Origin of the sequence: Streptomyces adelaidensis (genome assembly GCF_016598475.1) — a bacterium.
Classification (GTDB): domain Bacteria; phylum Actinomycetota; class Actinomycetes; order Streptomycetales; family Streptomycetaceae; genus Streptomyces; species Streptomyces adelaidensis.
In genome coordinates, this window is sequence record NZ_JAEMUX010000005.1 from 97,311 (window position 1) to 118,511 (window position 21,201).

19 protein-coding genes are annotated in these 21,201 nt (G+C 70.8%); 6 read left to right on the forward strand and 13 right to left on the reverse strand.

Annotated elements, in window-relative coordinates; all coding sequences use genetic code 11:
• Nucleotides 1-100: 100 nt before the first annotated feature.
• Complete coding sequence (locus tag I8N67_RS04210; RefSeq protein WP_200301192.1) at nt 101-325, reverse strand: hypothetical protein; 225 nt, start codon at nt 323-325, stop codon at nt 101-103.
• A 231-nt stretch (nt 326-556) separates the two neighbouring features.
• Between I8N67_RS04210 and I8N67_RS04215 the strand changes: the two genes are divergently transcribed.
• Nucleotides 557-1,600, forward strand: coding sequence for an alpha/beta fold hydrolase (locus tag I8N67_RS04215; RefSeq protein WP_200301193.1), 1,044 nt, complete (start codon nt 557-559; stop codon nt 1,598-1,600).
• A 25-nt stretch (nt 1,601-1,625) separates the two neighbouring features.
• On the opposite strand, the gene I8N67_RS04220 is transcribed toward I8N67_RS04215, so the two are convergent.
• The 4 genes from I8N67_RS04220 to I8N67_RS04235 are packed head-to-tail and all read right to left on the reverse strand — an operon-like array spanning nt 1,626 to nt 5,485.
• Nucleotides 1,626-3,053: an FAD-dependent monooxygenase gene (locus tag I8N67_RS04220; RefSeq protein WP_200301194.1), complete on the reverse strand. Its 1,428-nt coding sequence runs from the start codon at nt 3,051-3,053 to the stop codon at nt 1,626-1,628.
• Entirely contained in the window at nt 3,037-4,245 is a 1,209-nt protein-coding gene (locus I8N67_RS04225; protein ID WP_200301195.1) for an MAB_1171c family putative transporter, read from the reverse strand. Before I8N67_RS04225 ends, I8N67_RS04220 begins: the two co-directional genes overlap by 17 nt.
• 21 nt (nt 4,246-4,266) lie before the next feature.
• Nucleotides 4,267-4,797: a toxin-antitoxin system, toxin component gene (locus I8N67_RS04230; RefSeq protein ID WP_200301266.1), complete on the reverse strand. Its 531-nt coding sequence runs from the start codon at nt 4,795-4,797 to the stop codon at nt 4,267-4,269.
• Nucleotides 4,798-4,828: 31 nt separating this feature from the next.
• Nucleotides 4,829-5,485, reverse strand: a complete 657-nt coding sequence (locus I8N67_RS04235; RefSeq protein WP_200301196.1) for a helix-turn-helix domain-containing protein — start codon at nt 5,483-5,485, stop codon at nt 4,829-4,831.
• 276 nt (nt 5,486-5,761) lie between these two features.
• On the opposite strand from I8N67_RS04235, the gene I8N67_RS04240 reads away from it, so the two are divergent.
• Nucleotides 5,762-6,445 carry an MmyB family transcriptional regulator gene (locus tag I8N67_RS04240; protein WP_200301197.1) on the forward strand — a complete coding sequence of 228 codons (684 nt, stop codon included), beginning with the start codon at nt 5,762-5,764 and terminating at the stop codon, nt 6,443-6,445.
• Between the two features lie 71 nt (nt 6,446-6,516).
• Here the strand turns inward: I8N67_RS04240 and I8N67_RS04245 are convergent, their stop codons facing one another.
• Nucleotides 6,517-7,395 (reverse strand): ABC transporter ATP-binding protein, encoded by an 879-nt coding sequence (locus I8N67_RS04245; RefSeq protein ID WP_372443627.1) that lies wholly within the window; start codon nt 7,393-7,395, stop codon nt 6,517-6,519.
• On the opposite strand from I8N67_RS04245, the gene I8N67_RS04250 reads away from it, so the two are divergent.
• Complete coding sequence (locus I8N67_RS04250) at nt 7,319-8,200, forward strand: IclR family transcriptional regulator domain-containing protein (protein WP_200301199.1); 882 nt, start codon at nt 7,319-7,321, stop codon at nt 8,198-8,200. The genes I8N67_RS04245 and I8N67_RS04250 overlap by 77 nt on opposite strands.
• Here I8N67_RS04250 and I8N67_RS04255 read toward each other — a convergent pair.
• From I8N67_RS04255 to I8N67_RS04280, 6 genes are all read right to left on the reverse strand, one after another.
• Nucleotides 8,151-9,104: a PDR/VanB family oxidoreductase gene (locus I8N67_RS04255; RefSeq protein WP_200301200.1), complete on the reverse strand. Its 954-nt coding sequence runs from the start codon at nt 9,102-9,104 to the stop codon at nt 8,151-8,153. The two genes, I8N67_RS04250 and I8N67_RS04255, sit on opposite strands and share 50 nt — an antisense overlap.
• Nucleotides 9,101-9,283, reverse strand: coding sequence for a hypothetical protein (locus tag I8N67_RS04260; protein ID WP_200301201.1), 183 nt, complete (start codon nt 9,281-9,283; stop codon nt 9,101-9,103). The genes I8N67_RS04255 and I8N67_RS04260 overlap by 4 nt, the downstream gene beginning before the upstream one ends.
• Nucleotides 9,280-10,344 carry a Rieske 2Fe-2S domain-containing protein gene (locus I8N67_RS04265; RefSeq protein ID WP_200301202.1) on the reverse strand — a complete coding sequence of 355 codons (1,065 nt, stop codon included), beginning with the start codon at nt 10,342-10,344 and terminating at the stop codon, nt 9,280-9,282. The genes I8N67_RS04260 and I8N67_RS04265 overlap by 4 nt, the downstream gene beginning before the upstream one ends.
• A 222-nt stretch (nt 10,345-10,566) precedes the next feature.
• Nucleotides 10,567-12,006 (reverse strand): DUF1996 domain-containing protein, encoded by a 1,440-nt coding sequence (locus I8N67_RS04270; protein ID WP_200301203.1) that lies wholly within the window; start codon nt 12,004-12,006, stop codon nt 10,567-10,569.
• 162 nt (nt 12,007-12,168) lie between these two features.
• Complete coding sequence (locus I8N67_RS04275; RefSeq protein ID WP_307835148.1) at nt 12,169-13,320, reverse strand: hypothetical protein; 1,152 nt, start codon at nt 13,318-13,320, stop codon at nt 12,169-12,171.
• Between the two features lie 265 nt (nt 13,321-13,585).
• Entirely contained in the window at nt 13,586-14,926 is a 1,341-nt protein-coding gene (locus I8N67_RS04280) for an MFS transporter (protein ID WP_200301204.1), read from the reverse strand.
• 297 nt (nt 14,927-15,223) lie between these two features.
• Here I8N67_RS04280 and I8N67_RS04285 point away from each other — a divergent pair, with 297 nt between their 5' ends.
• The 3 genes from I8N67_RS04285 to I8N67_RS04295 all read left to right on the forward strand — a co-directional run bounded on the left by I8N67_RS04285 (nt 15,224) and on the right by I8N67_RS04295 (nt 19,226).
• A complete protein-coding gene (locus I8N67_RS04285) occupies nt 15,224-16,321 on the forward strand; it encodes a phenylacetate--CoA ligase family protein (RefSeq protein WP_200301205.1) in 1,098 nt (365 codons plus the stop codon).
• Entirely contained in the window at nt 16,321-17,700 is a 1,380-nt protein-coding gene (locus tag I8N67_RS04290) for an aldehyde dehydrogenase family protein (RefSeq protein ID WP_200301206.1), read from the forward strand. The genes I8N67_RS04285 and I8N67_RS04290 overlap by 1 nt, the downstream gene beginning before the upstream one ends.
• Nucleotides 17,701-17,792: 92 nt before the next feature.
• Nucleotides 17,793-19,226 carry an aldehyde dehydrogenase family protein gene (locus I8N67_RS04295; RefSeq protein WP_307835149.1) on the forward strand — a complete coding sequence of 478 codons (1,434 nt, stop codon included), beginning with the start codon at nt 17,793-17,795 and terminating at the stop codon, nt 19,224-19,226.
• A 101-nt stretch (nt 19,227-19,327) separates the two neighbouring features.
• Here the strand turns inward: I8N67_RS04295 and I8N67_RS04300 are convergent, their stop codons facing one another.
• Nucleotides 19,328-20,584, reverse strand: coding sequence for a cytochrome P450 (locus I8N67_RS04300; RefSeq protein WP_200301207.1), 1,257 nt, complete (start codon nt 20,582-20,584; stop codon nt 19,328-19,330).
• Nucleotides 20,585-21,201: the final 617 nt, after the last annotated feature.

Sequence of the window (21,201 nt, forward strand, 5' to 3'; positions counted from 1 at the left end):
CCGACGTAGAGCCGGGGGCACCCCTCTCCGTGACGGTCCGCCGATACCCATCCCCGGCGGACCGTCGATCCCTTCATCCATTCACGCGGCGCTCAAGCGCTCAAGCCCCCGGGCACCAACTCCGCAGCAGCCGGAAGAACTCCTCCTCGTTGCCCGCGAGCCCGGCCGCCGACAGTGCCTGCTCCGCCTCGGCGAGCGCGGCGGGCGGCACCACGGGTGGCCGGGGCCCCGGCGGCCCGTCGAAGGCGGCTCGTACGCTTCCCAGCAGCCGCAGATAGGCCTGTACGGCGGCGCGCTCGCGGTCGGTCAGTACGGCGGTCGGCATCGAACGGCTCTCCCCTGGTCGGATCGGTGTGACTGCGTGCCCGTCCCGGCCCGCGGGTGGCACACCCCCAGCTTGCCGTCCGGCACTGACAATCCCGTTCTCCCGCCCGTGGGTTCGCTCGGTTAGCGGAAGAGAAACGTCCCCGAAACGCCGGGTGGAACAGGCGCCCTACGCTGGAGTGAAAGTGCTTTCGGCCAGGTGTCCGACAGCCTGGAAAAGGGGAGGCGGCCCGTGGCGGACGTCCCGCGCCGACGCCCTCCGCGCGGCGTTCGGCTGCGCTCGGTGGGCGACGGCGAACTGGAACTCAGGCATCGCGTCGTACACGGCTACCGGCGCGCCTATCGCATGGCAGGCCAGGGCCCGGCGCTCGTCCTGATCCACGGCATCGGCGACTCCTCGGCGACTTGGGCCGGACTGATCCCCGACCTCGCCCGCACCCACACCGTGATAGCGCCGGACCTGCTCGGCCACGGCGCCTCCGACAAACCGCGCGCGGACTACTCGGTGGCCGCGTACGCCAACGGGGTGCGCGACCTGCTCACCGCGCTCGGCATCGAGTCCGCCACCCTCGTCGGGCATTCGCTCGGCGGCGGCGTCGCCATGCAGTTCGCCTACCAGTTCCCCGAGCGCACCGAGCGGCTGATCCTGGTCAGCGCCGGGGGAGTGGGCCGCGAGGTCAACCCGGTGCTGCGGGCGGTGTCGCTGCCCGGCGCCGATCTGGTGCTGTCGGCCCTGCGGTTGCCCGGCATGCGGCTCCAAGTGGGCCTGTTTCTACGGATGATGAAGGTCCTCGACACCGATCTGGGGCAGGACGCCCCCGAGTTGCTCAACCTTGTCGACGCGCTGCCCGACGCGACCTCCCGCAGCGCCTTCATCCGCACCCTGCGCGCGGTCGTCGACTGGCGCGGCCAGGCGGTGACCATGCTCGACCGCTGCTACCTCACCGAGGGCATGCCCACGATGCTGATGTGGGGCGACCGGGACAGCGTGGTGCCCGTACGACACGCGTACGGCGCCCATCAGGCCATGCCCGGCAGCCGTCTGGAGATCTTCGAGGGCGCCGGGCACTTCCCGTTCCACACCGACCCCGCCCGCTTCCTCACCCTGGTCGAGGAGTTCACCCGCACCACGGCCCCCGCCGACTGGAGCCGGGAGCACTGGCGCGACCTCCTCGTCGACGGCCGCCCCGGCACGGCCGCCGGCCGACCGGACGACGCCCGCAACCGCGCGCTGGAACGTGACCTGAGAGAGGCCAGCGAGCGCAGCGCGACCTGAGGGCGGCCGCCGCCGCGCAGGGCCGCTAGCTCGGTGACCCACCCAGCACGGTCTCCCGCTCCCGGTCCGTCAGTGGTGGTTCCGCCGGTGGGGTTTTGACCGGGCCGCGCAGCACGGCGAGGACGACCTCCGGTCGTACGAGGGCGCCGACCGGTTCGGAGAGGGTGATGACGCCGAGGTAGGCCTTGAAGACAAGAGGGCGGCCGAGCGCGGTCTTGATCAGCCGCTCCACATAGCGGCCGAACAGCTTCTGCATGGCGTTCGGCCGCTTGCCTATCGCCTCGGGATAGCGGATGTCCGCCCCGGTGGCCAGCTCCCAGGCGAGGTTCACCGGCACCGCCACGGCCTTCTGGATCCGGCGCGCGAGGCCCGGCGCCGCGAGGCCGTGCGCGGCGACCCGCTCGCGCAGCGCGAGGGCGCCCTGGGCGGCGACCGACATGCCGTGGCCGTATATCGGGTTGTACGTGGCGACCGAGTCGCCGATCGCGGCGAACCCGTCGGGCCAGCCGGACACCTTCTCGAAGAAGCGCCGCCGGTTGATCGTGCTGCGGGTGAGCACGACGTCCGTCAGGGGCTCCGCGCGGGAGATCAGCTCGCCGACGACCGGGTGCCGGACATTGCGCGCGAACTCCTCGAACCGCTCGGCGTCGGCGGTCGGCTGGCCCCCTCGGGTGCCCGACAGCGTCACCAGCCAGCGCCCGTCCTCGACGGGCACGAGGGTCGCGCTCCGCCCCGGCACCGGCTGTGCCGCGTCCGGCTGCACATTGACCACCGGGTACTCCTCGGTGCCCTCGGGCGCCCGGAAGATCCGGCTGGCGTACACGAGCCCCGAGTCCACCTCCTCCATCGGCGCCGGCGCGACCCCGAGCGTGTCCAGCCAAGCGGTGCCCCGCGAACCACGGCCCGAGGCGTCCACCACCAGGTCGGCTGCGAGCACCCGTTCCTCGCCCTCGGCGGGCCGGACCCGTACCCCGCTCACCCGGGAGGCGTCGCCGTCCAGGCCCAGGATCTCGGTGCGGTCGAGCACGGTGACCCCGGGCCCGGCGAGGAGCCGGGCTCGGACGACCGACTCCAGGAGATCGCGGCTGCACGCGATCATGAACTCCATCTCCGGCCAGCGCCGCACCCAGCCCTGGGCCGACAACGACACCAGACCGGTCGGCAGCGGGATGCGCCGCGCCCCGGCCGCCAGCCAGGCCTCCGTGACGCCCGGCAGCAGCTCCTCCATGGCCCGGGCGCCGCCGGACCACAGCAGATGGGCGTGGCGGGCCTGTGGCACGCCCTTGCGGGGCTCAGGCCCCTCGGGCAGCGCGTCGCGCTCGACGACGGTGACCTCGGCGTGCTCGCGCAGCGCGGCGGCGGCCAGCAGGCCGGCCAGTCCCGCGCCGACGACGACGGCGCGCCGGACGGTCGTGACCGAGGTGTCGCGTGGGCCTCTAACGGGTTCGCTCATGGAAGTCGCTCTCTGACCTGGTCGCGGTGGCCCATTCACGGGCGGCCGCTACAACGGGTGACTGACGCAGGGCGATGGACATCCGTACGAGGTCACGGGGGTTCGCGGCCGACGGGGCGGGCGCGTCGGACGTCGCCGAGCCGATGACCCGGCCCTCCGGGTCGTCCGCCCGGGCCCGTACCGCCGCCGTCACCATCGCCGCGTCCGCCTCGGCCCGCGCCTGGACGGCCTCGGAGCCCGCCGCGAGGGCCGCCTCGTACGCCCTGGCACGCACCTCGGAGTCGAAGTACGGGTACAGACTGAGCATGCCGTCGTGGATGTCGGACTCCCGCTGCGTCATCTGCAGCTGGGCGGGCGCCCACCAGGAGATCCGTACCTCGTGACCGGCCTGGGCCCAGACCGGCCGCAGCTCCCGCCACAGCGGGCCGAGCCTGCGGTACGTGGACCAGGTCGTCCAGGAGTCGCCGATGCGCTGTCCGGCCAGTGGCAGACAGAAGCCGAGGGCGCTGACCTGCGCGCCGACCGAGGCCAGCAGGGGGGCCAGGTAGGTGCTCAGTTCGTCCAGGTCGCCGCCCTGCCAGCGGGCGACCACGGCGACCAGCTTGACCGCCGCGAACGGGACGTTGACGAGGAAGCCGAACGCGATGATCAGCAGCCCGGCGCGCAGCAGCCCGCGCACCTGGAGCGCCCAGCGCCAGCACATGACGTTCATGGCGACGCCCGCGACGGTGAACGCGATCAGGTACAGCACGATCATCTCGCGCAGGAACCGGGTGTTGGCGTAGTACGTGTCGAAGTCCCGCACCCGCTGCACCGGGGCCTCGCCGAGCACGAACAGCACCACGATCGCCGCGCACACCGCGCCGTACCCGGCGATCCAGCGGCGGGAGAGACGGCGGGTCGTCTCGGGCGGGCCGCCGCGCCAGTTGATGATCAGCACCAGGCAGGAGCCGCTGAAGGCGCTCAGCAGGATGTAGACGAGGGCGGCCGAGATGTTGGTGATGCCGGTGACGCGGTTGATCTCGGTGATCGTCGGCGGCGCGGCGAAGCAGAAGACCAGGGTGGACAGCGTCATCAGCGCGCACACGGACCTGATCAGGGGGTCGCCCCAGCTCCGCAGCAGCGCGGGCGTCTTGAGGGCGAGGGCGATCGCCATCGCGACCGCCGGGAGGTAGTAGCTGGACCCGTCCATGTCCTGGTCGTCGCCGGCCGCTCAGCCCTGCGGTCCGCGGTAGCCCAGCGAGGCCCCGATGCGGCCGGCCAGGTGATCGCGGCGTACGGGCCCGCGCAGCGCGGAACCGGCGAGCCAGGTACGGCACTTGCTGGCCAGCAGCAGTCCGAAGCTCTCGGCGTCCTGCTCGTCCGCCAGGTCGAACCGGGTTCGGGCGGCGACCTTCAGCACGGTCGCGCCCAGGTCGGCGTCCGGGTTCGATAAGCGCGCGGCGACCGCGGCACCCTCCAGGTGGTGGCCGCAGTGCCCGGCCTGCATGTGCCACAGCTCATGGCCGAGGATCACCAACTGGTGGTCGGGGGCGGTGCGTTCCTCGATGACGACCAGGTCCTGTTCGACCATGTCCAGCCACAGCCCGCTGGCCGTGCCCGGCGGGAACGCGGCTGTGCGGTAGTGGACGGGGCGGCCGCGGCGTCTGCTCATGGCGTCGCACAGGGCGCTGTAGAGGTCGGCGGGGTCCGCCGGCGCCGGCAGCGTGAGTTCGCCCACCAGCTCGCCGCACAGGCGGCGCATTTCCTTTCCGATGCCCACAGATCTCCCCCGGTCAGGACTCGGGCCGCTTGACGCTCTCCAGCAGCATGTCCAGCCACTCCGCGACCTTGTCGCGGTGCTGGTCGCTGGGCAGCTGGGCCGCCCGCCAGGCGATGGAGCGCACACCGTGGTTCTGCAGCAGCCGCTGCAGCGGGTCGTCGGCGGCCTCGGCCGCCGCACGCTCACGGTCGGCGAGCTGCTGGAGAAGCTCCTGCTCGGTGCGCATCAGGGCGCTCGCCAGTGCCTCGGGATCCTCGGCGGTGAGGAAACCGGCGTGCACTCTGAAGAAGCGCTGGATGGCGTCGCAGTGCTCCATCGTGGGCCGCCGGTCACCGTTGATCAGGGCACCCGCCTGCTGGCGCGACATGCCCGCGCCGTCGGCGATCTCCTGCTGCGTGTACTTGCGGCCGCCCGGCTTGAGCCGGGTGCGGCGCAGCAGGCCCAGGCGCTGCAGAAAGCGGGCCTGGACGTCCGGCTCACCGGCGCGCTGCCCGCTCAGCAGGGCCTTCACCACCGCTTCCGGCACACCGGACGCGACCGAGAGCCGCCGTGTGTCGAAGACCTCCGAGTGCGCCACGCGCAGCTTGTCCGCCAGCGCGGTGACACGGGCCACGACGGCCGGCAGCAGAACCGTCGCCGCGGCGTCCGGAACCTCGAAGCCATCCGTCACCGACAGGTCTCCTAGGTCTCTCTCAGGCCAATTTCGCGGTACTGCGGAATCCGTGGATCCAAGCCTGGCGCGAGACCGCTGGTCCCGGCAAGTACACCGTGAACTGCGGAGAGACTAGCGGTTCCGCCGAACTCACAGCCAGGCCTCGCCACAACTGTGGCGAGATTCAGCCGTCAACCGACGCCAAATGCCACGATAGTTGACACGACTCCGCCCGGGGCAGCAGGATCAAGGCGCCGCGAGAAGGCCGCATAGGGCAAGAGGGGTGACCTCCCGATGGCACATCAGGCAGGAGGGCGGCGGTCCGCGCCGCAGCCCGTCCCCGACAGTCTCGAAGCCCAGAAAGCGCAGGCCTACCTCCAGGACTACTCCGCGCTGCTGGAGTCCGTCCCGTTCCCGTCCGTCGTCCTCGACCACCGCTGGGACGTCGTCCTGGCCAACTCCGCGTTCGAGGCCCTCTTCAGCCGCGTGGGACCGCACCCGACCGCCATGCCGGGCGACAACTTCCTCCGCTTCGTGCTCTTCCACCCCGACGCCGCCACGGTCCTCGGCGAACACGAGTCCAGCTGGTGCCTGCCGATGCTCGCCCACTTCGCCGCCGCCGTGGAGCGCCACGGGCAGGACCGGGGCCTGCAGTCCATCCGCCGGGACATCGCCCAGGACCCCATCATGGAGGCCGCCTACCGCTACGGCCTCCCGCACTGGCTGCGCACGGTCGGCCCCGACGCCGTCCAGCACGACGGCGCCGTACGCCCCCTGGTGCACCCGCACCCGCGCTGGGGCGCCACCGACTGCCGGGTCGTCGGCGAGACCCCCGACACCCTCCAGGACATGGGCTACACCCGGATGACCCTCGTCCTGCGCGAGGTGGGCCGTGCGTCCGAGCCCGCGCGCAGGCCGCGCCGCCCCCGGCGGACCACGCCGGGCCACCTCAGCGTGGTGCCCTCACCCGACAGGTGAGACGCACCCCTCCGGTGCCGCCGGCGTTCAGGTCGCCGACGGCACCGGAGGACAATGCCACCGCCTCCGGCTCACGACTCCCCCTTGTCGAGGGGTACACGCGGTCCGTCCACGGGCACGCCCCGCTTAGCCGCCTGGATCTGCTCGTACACATGTGTCCGCAGCTCCGCGAAGCGCGGGGCCACCCGGGTGTGCAACTGATCACGCTCGGCCGGCAGGTCGACCTTCAGCTGCTCCTGTACGACGGTGGGGGAGGCGGAGAGGACCAGGACCCGCTCGCCGAGGTAGACGGCCTCGTCGATGTCGTGGGTGACGAAGAGGATCGTCATGCCGCGCTCCCGCCACAGCCTGCGCACGAGGTCCTCCAGATCGGCGCGGGTCTGGGCGTCGACCGCCGCGAACGGCTCGTCCATCAGCAGGACGTCCGGCTCGTACGCGAGCGCGCGGGCGATCGCGACCCGCTGCTGCATACCGCCGGACAACTGCCAGGGGTAGGCGCCCGCCGCGTCGGAGAGGCCGACCGAGGCGAGCGCGTCGTCGACCAGCTCGCGCCGCCGTGCCCTGGTCAACCGCTTCTGTCTGAGCGGGAGTTCGACATTGTCGCGGACCCGCATCCACGGGAAGAGGCTGCGTCCGTACTCCTGGAAGACGACGGCCATGCCCGGTGGCGGCCCGCTCATCGGCCGCCCCTCCAGGAGGACTTCGCCGGCCGTCGGGTTCAGCAGCCCGGCCACGCACTTCAGCAGGGTCGTCTTGCCGCAGCCCGACGGGCCCACCAGACAGACGAGTTCACCCGCCTCGACGGTGAAGGTGAGGTCCCGCACCGTCCTAGCGTGCGCGGAGCGCACCCATGTGCGCACAGTGGAGGCGGCGATGCCAGATCCAGCCCGGTTCGGCGGAGCCCGCGAACCACACTTCGTCCGGTCCTTCGAGCGGGGCCTCGCGGTCATCCGGGCCTTCGACACCGAGCATCCCGCGCTGACGCTGAGCGAGGTCGCCCGCACCTGCGAGCTGACCCGGGCGGCCGCCCGCCGCTTCCTGCTCACCCTCGTCGACCTCGGCTACGTCCACACCGACGGCCGGCTGTTCCGGCTGACCCCACGCGTCCTCGAACTCGGCTACGCGTATCTGTCGAGTGTCACGCTGCCCGACCTCGCCGAGCCGCATCTGGAGCGGCTGGTCGCCCAGGTCGGGGAGTCGTCCTCGCTGTGCGTGCTCGACGGCGACGACATCGTGTACGTGGCGAGGGTGCCCACGAGCCGCATCCTGACGGCGACGGTCACCGTGGGCACCCGTTTCCCGGCCCATGTCACCTCGGTCGGCCGGGTGATCCTCGCGCAGCTGCCGGACGAGGAGATCGACGCCCGGCTCACCCGCGCCGACCTCAGGCCCCTCACCCGGCGCACCCTCGTCTCCCCGGACCAGCTGCGGGCCGAACTGCGCCGCGTACGGCGACAGGGGTACGCCGTCGTCGACCAGGAGCTGGAGGAGGGGCTCAGGTCGGTCGCCGTCCCGGTACGGGACCGGAACGGCGAGGTGGTGGCCGCCGTGAACATCCCCGTGCACGCCGGCCGCAACTCCATGGAGTCGGTACGCCGCGACCTGCTGCCCCATCTGCTGGCCACGGTCGCCCGCATCGAGGCGGACCTGTGCGTGACGGGAGCGGCCACCGGCCGGGCGGGGGTCGCGGCCCCCGACGGCGCCGCTACAGGTCGAGGACCAGCCGGGCCCCCCGGCACCGTGACACACAGATGAGCATGGTCTCCCCGGCCTCGCGCTCCTCGTCGCTCAGCACCGAGTCCCGGTGGTCGGGGGTGCCCTCCAGGACATCCGTCTCGCACGTTCCGCAGGTGCCCTCGGCGCAGGAGAAGAGCACCTCGACGCCGGCGGCCCGCACGGTGTCGAGCACGGAGACCCCGACGGGGACCGTGACCGTCCTGCCCGTCCGCTCCAGCACGACCTCGAACTCGTTGTCCGGGCCTGTCAGTTGCTCCTTCGGCCGGAACCGCTCCATCCTGAGCGCCCGCCCCGGGCACCGCTCCTCGACCGCGTCGAGCAGCGGGCCCGGACCGCAGGAGTAGACGAGGGTGTCCTCGGGCAGGCCGTCGAGGACGGCGCCCAGGTCCAGCAGCCCGCTCTCGTCCTGCGGAGCGACCGTGACCCGATCCCCGTACACGCCCAACTCCGCCTGGAACGCCATGGATTCACGACTGCGCCCGCCGTACAGCAGCGACCACTGCGCACCCGCCGCCTCGGCCACGGCCAGCATCGGCAGGATGGGCGTGATGCCGATGCCGCCGGCCACGAACCGGTAGCGAGGCGCCGGCTCCAGGGCGAAGTTGTTGCGCGGCCCGCGCACCCGCACCTTGTCGCCCGGCTTCAACTCCGCGTGCACATAAGCCGATCCGCCGCGCCCGTCGGGCTCCAGCAGAACCCCGATCCGCCAGACCCGCCGGTCGGCCGGGTCACCGCACAGGGAGTACTGCCGCTCCAGCGCCGGCCCCAGCAGCACATCGACGTGCGCCCCGGGTTCCCAGGCGGGGAGTTCCTCGCCCAGCGGATGCCGGAGGGTGAGGGCGAGCACCCCGTGGGCCGCGAACTCCCGGCCGTCGACGACGAGTTCGGCTTCGTAAGCCGGAGAAGGTGAGGACGAGGTCATGAGCTGTTTCCTTGCGGCTCGTGTCCTTGGGGGTGGGCCAGCATCCACTCCCACATCTCGATGGGGTCCTGCGCGGTGTGCTCGCGCCCGCAGTGACAGGTGCCGTGCAGGATGTCCGTGCCCGGCAGCCAGTCGATGCGGTAGACCTCTCCGGTCCGGAACGTGGCAGGCGTGCTCACTGGACCTTCTCCACCGTCTTCTCACCCTGCTCGACCAGCCGGGCCAGGATGCGGCGCGCGGCCAGACCGCCGGTGTCGATGTTGATGCTCAGCTCCTGGTAGCCGGTGCGCTCGGTGCCGAGCGTCTCCTGGAGCAGGTTCAGCGCGTCGACGTCCTGCATGACGACGGTGTGGTTGTTGCCCCTGAGGAACTCGGTGACCTCGTCGTCCTCGGTCGCCCAGTCCCGCGAGACCATCCAGAAGTCGTACACCTTGCCGTCCGCCGACGGCGTGATCGCGTAGGTGATCTCGGTGTGGAAGCCGTTCGGGTCGCTGCCGTCCGCCTCGGGGAGCACGCCGACGGGGGCGATCCGGCTGTGCAGCAGGTACAGGCAGGGCGCGAAGTACTCGATGTCCTGCCAGCGGGTGATCCGCCCCTCGATGCCGGTCGACTTCGCGTAGAACGGCGGGCACTCCGCGTCGTCCATGTGCCGGCTCACCCGTACGACGCCCGCGCCCTCGTCGACCTCGGTGGTGGTCGGCGTCTCGGCGACCTCGGGGGTGCCGATGTAGCCGCCGTGCAGATAGGTCTCGTGGGACAGGTCGAGGAGGTTGTCGACCAGGAGCCCGTAGTCGGCGTCGATCGGCTCCATACCCCGCACGGTGGTCCAGCCGGGGGAGTCGAGGTGCTTGGCGCGCGGGATGCTCTGCGGGTCGGCGAGCGCCGGGTCGCCTATCCACACCCAGATCAGCGCGTCCTGCTCGACCACCGGGTACGAGGCGACGCGCGCCGTCCGGGGGATTCGCTTCTGCCCCGGCACGTACACACACGCGCCCGTCGTGTCGTACGTGAACCCGTGGTACCCGCACACGATCCGGTCCCCGTCGAGCCCGCTCTCCGACAGCGGATACCGCCGGTGCACACACCGGTCGTGCAACGCCACCGGCGTCCCCTCCTCCTCCGTCCGGTAGAAGACGAGCGGCTCGCCCAGAATCGTCCGTCCGAGCAACTCCCGCCCGACCTCATGGGCGTAGGCGGCGACGTACCACTGGTTCCTGGCGAAAGTGGTCATGTGAGGCATGGGGGTTCGCTCCCGTCTCTGGCGATGGTCGCATCGTCCTGGCGGATGCCGCCGAGCCGCAACACGACTTCCGTCCTACGGAAGGATTCACGTGTATTGCCAGGTCAGAGGGGTGGGTGGTGAAGGTCGGCTGGTCCGTCCGAGCCTGCCGCCGACCGGGCCGAGGCCAAAAAAACGGCGGTGGGCGTCGCCGGCGCGACGCCCACCGCCCGATACTCGGACTCAACTGCACTTACGTCCGGTGTTGATGCACTGGACGGCCTTGTTCATCAGCTTCGGGTTGAAGACGTTGATGAAGTCACCGTGGTCGGTGACCGGCTTGTGCTGCTGTTCGGGGAAGCCGTCCAAGGAGAAGAACGGACGGGTCTTGCCGCTGTCCTTCACACTGGGCGTGTCCACGTCGTACACCAGACGCTGCACCAGCTGCGGAATGGCCTTGAAGCCGGCCGGGCAGTTCCCGCTCGCGTCGGCGAAGGCCACGTGCGTACGGTGGTTGGCGCTGTCGATGTTCTTGCCGTCCCAGCAGCTCTGGAACTTGAAGGTGCGTACCACGTCGCTGCCCGAGGGGCACAAGGGGTACTTGTCCTTCAACTGCACCTTGTTCTCGAAGCCGGTGCAGCTCCAGGAGGCGTTGGCGTTGGCGGTGCCGTTGACGAACGCCTTGGCGTCACCGGTGATGACGCGCAGGAACTTGGGCATCGCCACCACCTTGCCGCGGGGGCTGCCCACGAAGTCCAAGGTGGCCTTCTTGGCCGTCAGGATCCGGCCCGTGTTGCCCTCGGCGCCGCCGCCCTGCTTGTCGGCGTCGAACTCCCTGGTGCCGTCCTGGAGACGCAGCACCGGCCAGTAGTAGGACGACTTGTCGCCCTTGTTCTGGCAGCTGGTCCCGGCCTTGGCGAAGTCCTGGTCGCTCGAGAAGGCGTCGTTGTCCTGGTTGCCGACGTAATCGTGCACGTGGTGCGCGCCGTTGGTGACACCGGGCGCGACGATGACGTTGTCGCTGTTGTACAGCTTGTTGGCGTTCACCCCGCACTTGCTGACGAAGACACCCTTCGAGGCCTTCGCCGACTTGGCCGGCGTACGCACATTGGACTTCACCTTGGTGATGTCCACGAAGTCGGCGGCGACGGGACCGTTGCCACTCGCTCCGGCGTTGGTGTTGTTGCCACCCTGACCGGCGCCGGGCTGGTCGCCGGTGGCGCGCAGCGTGCAGGCCGCCAATGCGTCAAGGCCCTGCGGCTTGGCTGCCACCCGGCCGATGGCGATGGCGATCCGGTCGATCGTCGCCTTCCGCTTGTCCTTCAGCGGACCCATGATCGCGTTCTGCGCGAAGTCGGGATCCTGCTGAATCGCCTTCTGAGAGGTGGAAAGGCGCTGGTAAGCCTCGGATATCTGCTTGTCGAGAAGTGCCAGTTCCTTGTCGACCTGGGCCTTGGCCTGAGCCGGCACCGACGTCAACTGCTGGCCGACGTCCGGGCAGTCGATGGTGGACGTTCCGGCCGCGAGCACCTGGTTCTGGGCAGAGCCCTTCGACGCGCTCGTTTCGTCGGCCGAGGCGTAGATGTTGACCGCCACCAGTCCACCGGCCCCGACAGCCAGTGCGGCCGCCGCGCCAACCGCCCGGCGGGCAGTGTTCGATCTCTTTCGCGTGCTGCGTCTCATCAGGCCTCTCAAGGACATCTCCGGAGCCGGCAGGACTTCCGGTACGGGTCAAGCACGTCCTCAGATACGGATCTGCACACCGAATGCTCAGTAAATTCTCAGGTTCGTAGATTCCTCCATGCGTAAACGGTGCATGAGGTACCAAAACAGGGCGCCGACCCGCTAGTGCTCCGGGCTGGTCGGCTTGGCGGCCGTGTCTTCCGTGTCTTCCGGGTCTTCCCTGTCTTCCTTGTCTTCCTTGTTTTCCTCGCCCTGGTCCGTGGCGGCGGGGCGCAGGGCCTTGGCGCTGCCCTTCAGGCGCTCCAGCGTGCGGGTCAGCTGCTGGAACCCAGACGCCGTCCGCGTCCCGGACCGCTGCTGTCCGGCGGGAGCGTCCTCGGCGGACTCGCGGTAGGCGGCGAGCGCCTCGTGGGCGCGCTCGGTCGCCTCCCGGTACAGGTCCCGGGACTTCGTCATGGCCTCCAGCGCCTCGGCGTACGTCGCCACCCGCTTCCGTTCCCGGGAGAGTTCCTCTTCGACAGTGAGGAGATGCCAGTCCTCCCGCAGTGCGGTGAGGGCGTCGTCGGCACCGTCCGGCAGCGGCCGGGGCAGCGCGGCGAACCGGGTCACCGCGGCGGCGAGTTCCGTCGGCTCCGAACCGTCCAGGAACACCGCCCGTACGGCGAAGACCTCGGCGTCGTAGCCCGAAACGGGCGGGCGGCCGGGCAGCACCACCGCACCGCCGCGTGGCACCTCCACGTCGAACTCCCGCAGCGCCCAGTTCACGACCCGCAGCTGATGGGGCGCGGCCCGGTGTTCGACGACGCGGTGGCGCAGGTTCGGCGGCAGCCATCGCGCCAGGGGCAGCCGACCGCGCTCGTCCGTGGTCATGGCCTCGTGGACGACGACGTGGACGCACCATCCGCCGCGCCCGGAGTCCCTGAGCACGCGCCGTACGTCCTTGTCCTCCTCGGGAAGGGTGTTGATCCTGCTCAGCGACAGGCCTGTGGCGGCGTCATGGTCCCAGTCGCCGTACTCCGGCCAGAACCGGGTGACGGGGGACGGCCATGCCGGGTCCCACGGCTGTTCCGCCTCCGCGAGCAGGGTCCACTCCCGCCCGCCGCCCAGGTCGGGCGCGAGGCTCAGCCGGGCGCGTACGGTCACCTCGTCGGGGACCCGCCAACGAGCCTCGAAGACCCGCTCCGGCAGGTCGCCCTCGGCGTCGGACACTTCCAGGAAGTCGTCGATGACCTGGCTGTCCTTGAGCTGTCGCAGGGTGCGACGGAGTACGCGTTCCGCGTCGGGTCCGACGTGGCGGCCGCGAGCCGGCCACACCGTAGGGGGAATCGTGGGACGGGCTTTGGGGGAGTTCGGCATGAGTCCATCGGGAAGCAGGGGCACGTGCGCGTCCCAGTATCGTCGCCGCGTCCCGGCGGAGACCACTCGGGGCCCCGCCGACCTCGGCCTCCGCATGACGCTGAACGTCCTGCCGAACTTCCTGTCACCATAAGGAACACCGAAGCAGCCGCCCCGACTGCGGCTGACGTCGAAGTCCCCGCGCACTCCGCTGCCGGGGCGAGGGTCCGCGGCGACAGAGACGTCAGGCGCTGAAGTCCTGGTCGCGGGTCTCGGGCAGGGACCGGATACAGGCCAGGCTGACCAGGCACAGCGCGCCGGCGTAGAGGCCGAGGGCGAACGGTGACTGCCAGTGCGAGTTCAGCCAGGTGGCGATCAGTGGGGCGAAGCCGCCGCCGAGGGTGGCGGCGAGGATGAAGGTCGCCGAGGCACCGGTGTAGCGCAGCCGGGCCGGGAACAGCTCCGGCAGGAACGCGGCCATGGGCGAGAACATCATGGTGAACAGTACGAGCCCGATGGTGAAGGCCCCGGTGATCAGTACGCCGTCGCCGGTCTCCAGGGAGCCGAACATGGGCAGGGCCCACAGGGCGCAGCCCGCCGCGCCGGTCAGCATCACCGGGCGTCGGCCCACCCGGTCGGCCAGTCTCGCCACCGGCAGGGTGACGGCCACGACGGCCGCGGCGGCGATGCTCGCGGCGGTCAGCATCGTGGACTGCGGGATACCGAGGGCGGTCGGCCCGTAGGAGAGGCTGTAGACGATCGTCAGGATGTAGATCGCCGAGCCGCCGATCGCCGCGCCGATGCCGAGCAGTAGTCTGCCCGGGTACTCCCTGATCAGGGCGCCGAGCGGAAAGCGGGGTGCCGGGGCGCCGCCGGTGGACCGCTCCTCGAAGACGGGGGACTCGGTGACCCGGGACCGGACCCAGAGGCCGACGGCGATCAGTGCGGTGCTCAGCAGGAACGGGATGCGCCAGGCCCCTTCGGCGAAACCGTCCTTGCCCGCGATCGCCAGCGTCGGAAGGATCACGGCACTGGACAGCAGGAAGCCGAGCGGTGGGCCGGCCTGCGGGATCGACGCGTACAGCGCCCGGCGCCCGGGGGGCGCGTGCTCCGCCGCCAGCAGTACGGCTCCGCCCCACTCGCCGCCGAGGCTCACGCCCTGGAGGAGGCGCAGGACGACCAGGAGCACGGGGGCGACGAGGCCGGCGGTCTCGTACGTGGGCAGCAGTCCGACGCCGACCGTGGACAGGCCCATCAGGATCAGGGAGAGGAAGAGGGCACGCTTGCGGCCGACCCGGTCGCCGATGCCGCCGAACACCACCACGCCGATCGGGCGCGCCAGGAACGCGGCGGCGAAGGTGAGGAACGCGGCCAGCGTGGACAGCGTGGCGTTGCCGGAGGGAAAGAAGGCGGGGCCGAGGACGAGGGCGGCGGCCGTGCCGTACACGGCGAAGTCGTAGTACTCGATGACCGTGCCTACGAGGCTAGCGACGGCGACCCGCGACGCGGTGGACTTCTGGGCGGCGGGGGCCGTGCTCGTCGTGGTGACGCCGACCGGTTCGGTTTCGCTGGTGATCTCGGACATGGGCGGCTCGCTTCCCATCAGGCCCGGATGCTCAGTGATCCAGGACACACGGCAGGGAGGACTGAGCGGGGACTGTAGTGCTGCGGCCACCGGGTGAAGGACGCGTGTGCCGTCCTGCGGCACGAGCCCGACGGGCGCACCCGGAACCCCCCCGTCCCAGGGCGTACGGCCCCGGCGGCTCCGGCGCCGTGCCGCCCATCGGCACACGCCGTTCCCGGGCCACCCCCTGCGCGCTGGAATGACAGCGCTGAGCGCGGCCCGCAGGAGGAGCGAGACCCCCGAGACACCGGAGGCTTCATGGTCCACGATTTCGACACCGTTCTCGACACGCCGATCGGGGACGGCCCCGACCCGGGCGAGTTCATCAGGGCGGCGATGCGATGGCACTTCGACCCCGCGACCGGTTCGCCGTTCTGGCTGGCGCGGGCGAAGACCCTCGACTTCGACCCGCTGACCGACGTGCGGGGGGTCGAAGATCTGGCGCTGTTCCCGAACGTGTGCGACGAACTGCGCGACGTACGCGTCGAGGACCTGGTTCCACGCGGCTACGGCAAGAACCCGGACATCTGCGGGATCTTCGAGAGCGGTGGCACCACCGGCCGGCCCAAGCGGGTGGTTCTCCTGCGGGACTGGTTCCTCAAGTCGCAGGAGTGTCTCGCCGCGATCCTGGACGGGCACGGCGTGCCGAGGGGCGCGAACTGGCTGATGATGTTTCCCACCGGGCCGCACATGGGTGGGTACGCGTACTCCCGGCTCGCGAGCGACCACGGCGGCCACGCGTTCTCCATCGACATGGACCCGCGCTGGGTCAAGCAACTCATCGCCGCCGGCCGCGCCGAGGAGGCACGCGCCTACGCCGGCCATCTGCTGGAGCAGGCCCGGCACGTGTTACGCGGTCAGGACGTGGGCGTCCTCGCCATCACGCCGCCGGTGCTCGAACGCCTCGCCGTCGACGACGAGTTGACCGACCTGGTGCGGAACAAGGTCAAGGCGATCATCTGGGCCGGCGCGCACATGGACGCCAACACCCGTGACCTGCTGGGCAGCGAGGTCTTTCCCGGCATCCCGCTCATCGGCTTCTTCGGCAGCACCATGCTGCTGCACAGCTGCGGCCAGCGGGTCACCGAGGACATCGGCGAGTGCGTCTTCGACCCGCCGGCACCGTTCATCACCTTCCGGGTCGTCGATCCCGACAGCGGGGAACCGGTCGAGTACGGCGCCCGTGGCCGGGTGGTCGTCAACCACGTCAGCCGGAGCTTCCTGCTGCCCAACAACCTCGACCGCGACGAGGCCACCCGTGTACCGGGGCCGCGAGGGCAGGTGGGGGACTCCGTGGCGGATGTGACGCCGGTGCGGGTCTTCGACGGCGAAGCCGTGATCGAGGGAGTCTACTGATGGGCGTGACGAGCGACCTCATCCGCCTCGACGCACTGGGCCCCGGCGGCGCGTACCGGTCGAGGACCATCCAGACCGTCAAGGACATCCATGGTGAGCCGTTCGCCGAACTGAGCCTGGTTCCCCCGCTCTACGTCGCCCGGACGATGTCGGCGCTGCGCAAGGCCGACCCGCTGCCGCTGGAACAGCGCCTGGACGCCATCGCCAGGGCGGGCAAAGCGTTCGCCACCGAGACCGTCGGTGGACTGTCCGCCGAGGAGTACCAGCACGCGGTGTGCCGGGTATCGGGCCTGCCCTGGGGCACGACGGAGATGGCCCTGGAGTTCACCGCGCAGTACACGGAACGCGCGTACCTCAGCTCCCAACTGGCCCGTCCCACCGGGGCGGTCAACGACTGGCGCGACCCGCGCACCCGGCACGGCAGCGGCGTATGGGCCCGTCGCGGCGGCGTGTTCGCCGTCCACGCCCCCGGCAACACACCGAGCGCCCACACCCTGTGGCTCCAGTCCCTCGCCCTCGGCTACCGGGTGGCGGTGCGGCCGTCGAGCCGTGAACCGTTCAGCCCGCACCGGTGGATCACCGCACTGCGCGACGCCGGCTTCGGCGCCGACCAGGTCGCCCTGCTGCCGACCGACCACACCACGGCCGACGAGGTCGTGCGGGGCGCGGACCTGGCCATGGTGTACGGCGACGACGACGTGGTGCGCAAGTACGCCTCGATGGCGACGGTGCTGCCACAGGGGCCGGGGCGGTCGAAGTTCCTCATCACCAAGGACGCCGACTGGACCTCCTACCTGGACACCATCGTCTCCTCGGTCAGCGCCCACGGCGGTGCCGCCTGCATCAACACCACCGCGGTGTTCGTCGAGGGCGACCCGGCACCGGTGGCGCGGGCGATCGCCGAGCGGCTCTCCGTGCTGCCCAGCCTGCCGCCACAGGACCCCAAGGCGGTGCTGCCGGTGAAGCCGATCGACGAGGCCCGCCGGATCGAGCGGTTCCTGCTGGCCAAGGCCGCCGGCACCACCCCGTGGCTGGGCGGCGACGGGATCGTCGACGACCTCGGGGACGGCACCGCCGTGCTCCGCCCGGCCGTGCACCAGGTGTCCCGGCCCGATGCCCCGCAGACCCGTATCGAGCAGCGCTTTCCCTGTGTTTGGGTGGCGCCGTGGAGCCCGCAGGCCGGGGTCGAGCCGCTCAAGGACACCGTGGTGCTCACCGCCGTCACCGACGACGAGACGCTGGTGGACCGGCTCTTCGACGAGCCCAGCATCGCCAACGTCTATCTCGGGGACCACCCGACGTACTGGCTGCCCCCCGGCATCCCGCATGACGACTACCTCGAATCGTTCCTGATGCGCACGAAGGCCTGCATCCGCTGATCACCGGAACCGAGGGCCTTCTGCCCACCTGAACCGAGGCCTTCGCCCGGGTTCGACGGGCGAAGGCCCTCATGGCGTAGGGAAGTAGCGAAGTGACGTCAGTGATCCACCCGGAACCCACCCATCGCATGCTCATCGGCGGCCGGCTCGTCGGCGCCGAAGGCGACCCGCTGGGCGTGCTGAACCCCGCCACCGAGGAGATCGTCGGCCGCGTACCCGATGCCACCGACGCCCAGCTGGAGGCCGCCGTCTCGGCCGCGCGACGTGCCTTCGTCACCTGGCGCACCACGTCCGTGGACGAGCGCCGCGCCGTGCTGCGCGCCGCCGCGGCCGTCGTCGGCGAGCACACCGAGGAACTGGCGGTGCTGCTCACCACCGAGCAGGGCAAGCCGCTGGCCGACGCGCGCGCCGAGATCATGACCTTCGCCGCCTGGCTCGACGCGCACGCCGCCATGGAGTACCCCGACGACGAGGTCACCGAGACCGAGACCCACCGCATCCGGATACGCCGGGTACCCCTCGGCGTCGTGGCCGGCATCGTGCCGTGGAACTTCCCCGTCGTCCTGGCCGCCAAGAAGATCGGCCCGGCGCTGCTCGCCGGCAACACCATCGTGGTCAAGCCCTCGCCGTTCACCCCGCTCACCACGCTGCGTGTCGGCGAGCTGCTGGCCGACGTCGTACCCGCAGGCGTCATCAACACCGTCAGTGGGGGCGACAGCCTCGGACCGAGACTCACCGAGCACCCGGGCATCGACAAGATCGCCTTCGTCGGCTCCAGCGCGACCGGCCGCAAGGTCATGGCCTCCGCCGCCCGCAACCTCTCCCGCGTCACCCTGGAGCTGGGCGGCAACGACGCCGCGATCGTGCTGCCCGACGTGGACGTCGACGAGGTCGCGCCGCGGGTCTTCTGGACCTGTTTCGCCAACAGTGGCCAGCTCTGCATCGCCGCCAAACGGGTCTACGTGCACGAGGACGTCTACGACGCGTTCGCGGAGCGGTTCGCCGAGCTGGCACGGTCCGTCAAGGTCGGCGACGGTCTGGAGGACGGCGTCCAGCTGGGCCCCCTCCAGAACCGCGCGCAGTACGAGAAGGTCGTAGGCCTGATCAAGGAGACCGTCGGCTCCGGCGCCAAGCTGCTGGTCGAGGGTGCGATCCCGGACGGCCCCGGCTACTTCGTGCACCCGACCGTGGTGGACGACCCCGCCGACGACTCGGCGATCGTCACCCAGGAGCCGTTCGGCCCGGTCGTCCCCCTGCTGCGGTTCCGGGATGTCGACGATGTCGTCCGCCGCGCCAACGACTCCGAGTACGGGCTCGCCGGCACCGTCTGGAGCCGCGACGCCGCGGCGGCCGAGGAACTGGCCGCGCGGATCGAGGTCGGCACCGTCTGGATCAACCAGGAGGCGATGCCGACCCCGGACCTGCCCTTCGGCGGCCACAAGGCGTCCGGCCTCGGCGTCGAGAACGGCCTGGAGGGCGTGCTGGAGCACACCAACACCCAGGTGCTGTCCGTCCGCAGGGGATGAGCCCGCGCGCAGCCCGCGCCCGGACCGCGCGCAGACCGCGCTCGGACTTCGGCCGCGGCCTGCCTCCGGCGAGTCCGTACGGACTCGCCGGAGGCAGGCCGTCAGGTGGTCCTCGGCAGTGCCGGGCCGTCGAAGACCATCTCCAGTGTCTCGAAACGACGCAGCACCGCCCCCGGCAGGAGCTCGGGCTCGAAGCCGGGCCTGACCCGGAGGTTGGGCAGCCGCCGGTACATCTTCGCGGTGGCGACCTGCATCTCCATTCGGGCCATGTTCATGCCGAGGCAGAAATGGATGCCCTGCCCGAACGGAAGATCCTGCGGCAGTCTGGCCCAGTCACGTTCGATGATGAACTCGTCCGGCCGGTCGTAGACCAGCGGGTCGTGATTCGCGGCGCTGATGAGAGCGAAGGCCTTCTCTCCCGGTTCGACATCGATGTTCCCGATCCTGGTCGGCTTGGAACAGGTCCGCCACAGACCCGAGATGGGTGTCTCGAACCGCAGTGATTCCGCCGCCAGGGAGAGTGACAGTCCCTCGATGTCGGACAGGAACCGGGCCTTCTGTTCGGGGTACCGGTCCAGCAGGTAGGCGCTGTTGCCGATCGCCCCGATCGTCGTACCGATACCCGCCACGTTCAGCAGCTGGATCATTCGCGCGATCTCGTGCGCCTCGAAGTAGTCGCCGTCCACCTGGGCGAAGGACAACTGGGTGATCAGGTCGTCGCTGTCGGGCCCGGCCGCCCGCCTGGCGTGGATCATCCCGCTGAGGTGGTCCAGCCACTCGTTCAGCTCGGTGCCGTATCCGCCCTCCTCGCGGCCGTCCATGGTGATGGTGACCAGCTCTTCCATCCGCTTCGCCGCCCGCGCGTACTCGGCACGCTCGCTCTCCGGGATGCCCAGCAGCTCGCAGACGTGACCGGCGGCCATCCGCTCCGCGAAGTCCTCGTACATCTCGAAGGATCCCCGCGCGGAGAGCTCGTCGACGATGTCGTCAGCGAGGCGTTCGCTGAACGCGCGCATGTTCCGGATACGGGACGCCGACAACGCCTTGACCAGCAGTTTCCGCTGGCGGGTGTGGATCGGCTGGTCGGCCCAGCCGAGCACCTGCTCCTCGGGCGGCAGCGGCTCCTTCAGCGGCCAGATGTTGCCGGACGCGTTGGAGAACCGCTGGTATCCGGCCAGCACCTCCTTGACTCCCTCGTAGGTGGAGACCTGCACCGCGTTCAGCTCGGAGTTGCGGACGACGGGGCAGCGGGCCCGGTCGTGCGCGAGCTCCTCCCAGGGCTCGGCGGCCTTGGCCGTGTACGGCCTGAACCGTGGCTGGACGTCCTCGGCGGGCGCATCCGTGGGCTGACGGGTCATGTCGCTCTTCCTCTCGGTCGTCTCGTTCGGTGTGGTCGCGCTCATGCGTCGGCCCGAGGTGGGTGGGCGGGGTCAACTCCGGCTCGGCCGGCGCGGAGCGGTGCCGGGAAGGGGGGCCGGGGGCGAGGGACCGGCCTGGCGCCCCTGGCGGAGGGGGTCCGGCCCGGCTGTGGCGTCCGGTGGCTCGGTACGGGCCACCAAGGGTGTCTGGGACAGGAGGTGATGGATAGTCAGGTCACTCCTCGGGTCGACTCGGGCCACTGCACCGGGCCTTCACCAGGACCTCTCGGCCCGAGCGTGCCCCTGACCGGCCGCGCTGCGCCTCTGTTCGTGCCGCTCCGTGGCACGGGGGGATGACACTGCGATGTTCAAGGTCATCTCCTGGTGACAGCCCGCCGGCACGCTCTCCATCCAAGGACGGCAGGGGATCTGATGCGGTATGAGGTTCTTGGCTCCGTTCATGTGCTGGACGAGTACGGCAGCCGGTCGGGACGGCCCGACAGCCCCGTCGGCACCGGAGCCCCGGCCACCTCCTGCCGGCGCGGACCAGCTTCGAACGGCCGGACCTCCATCACTTCAGGCGCCTCGTCGGCGACGTCCGGACGCACGCCCCCGAC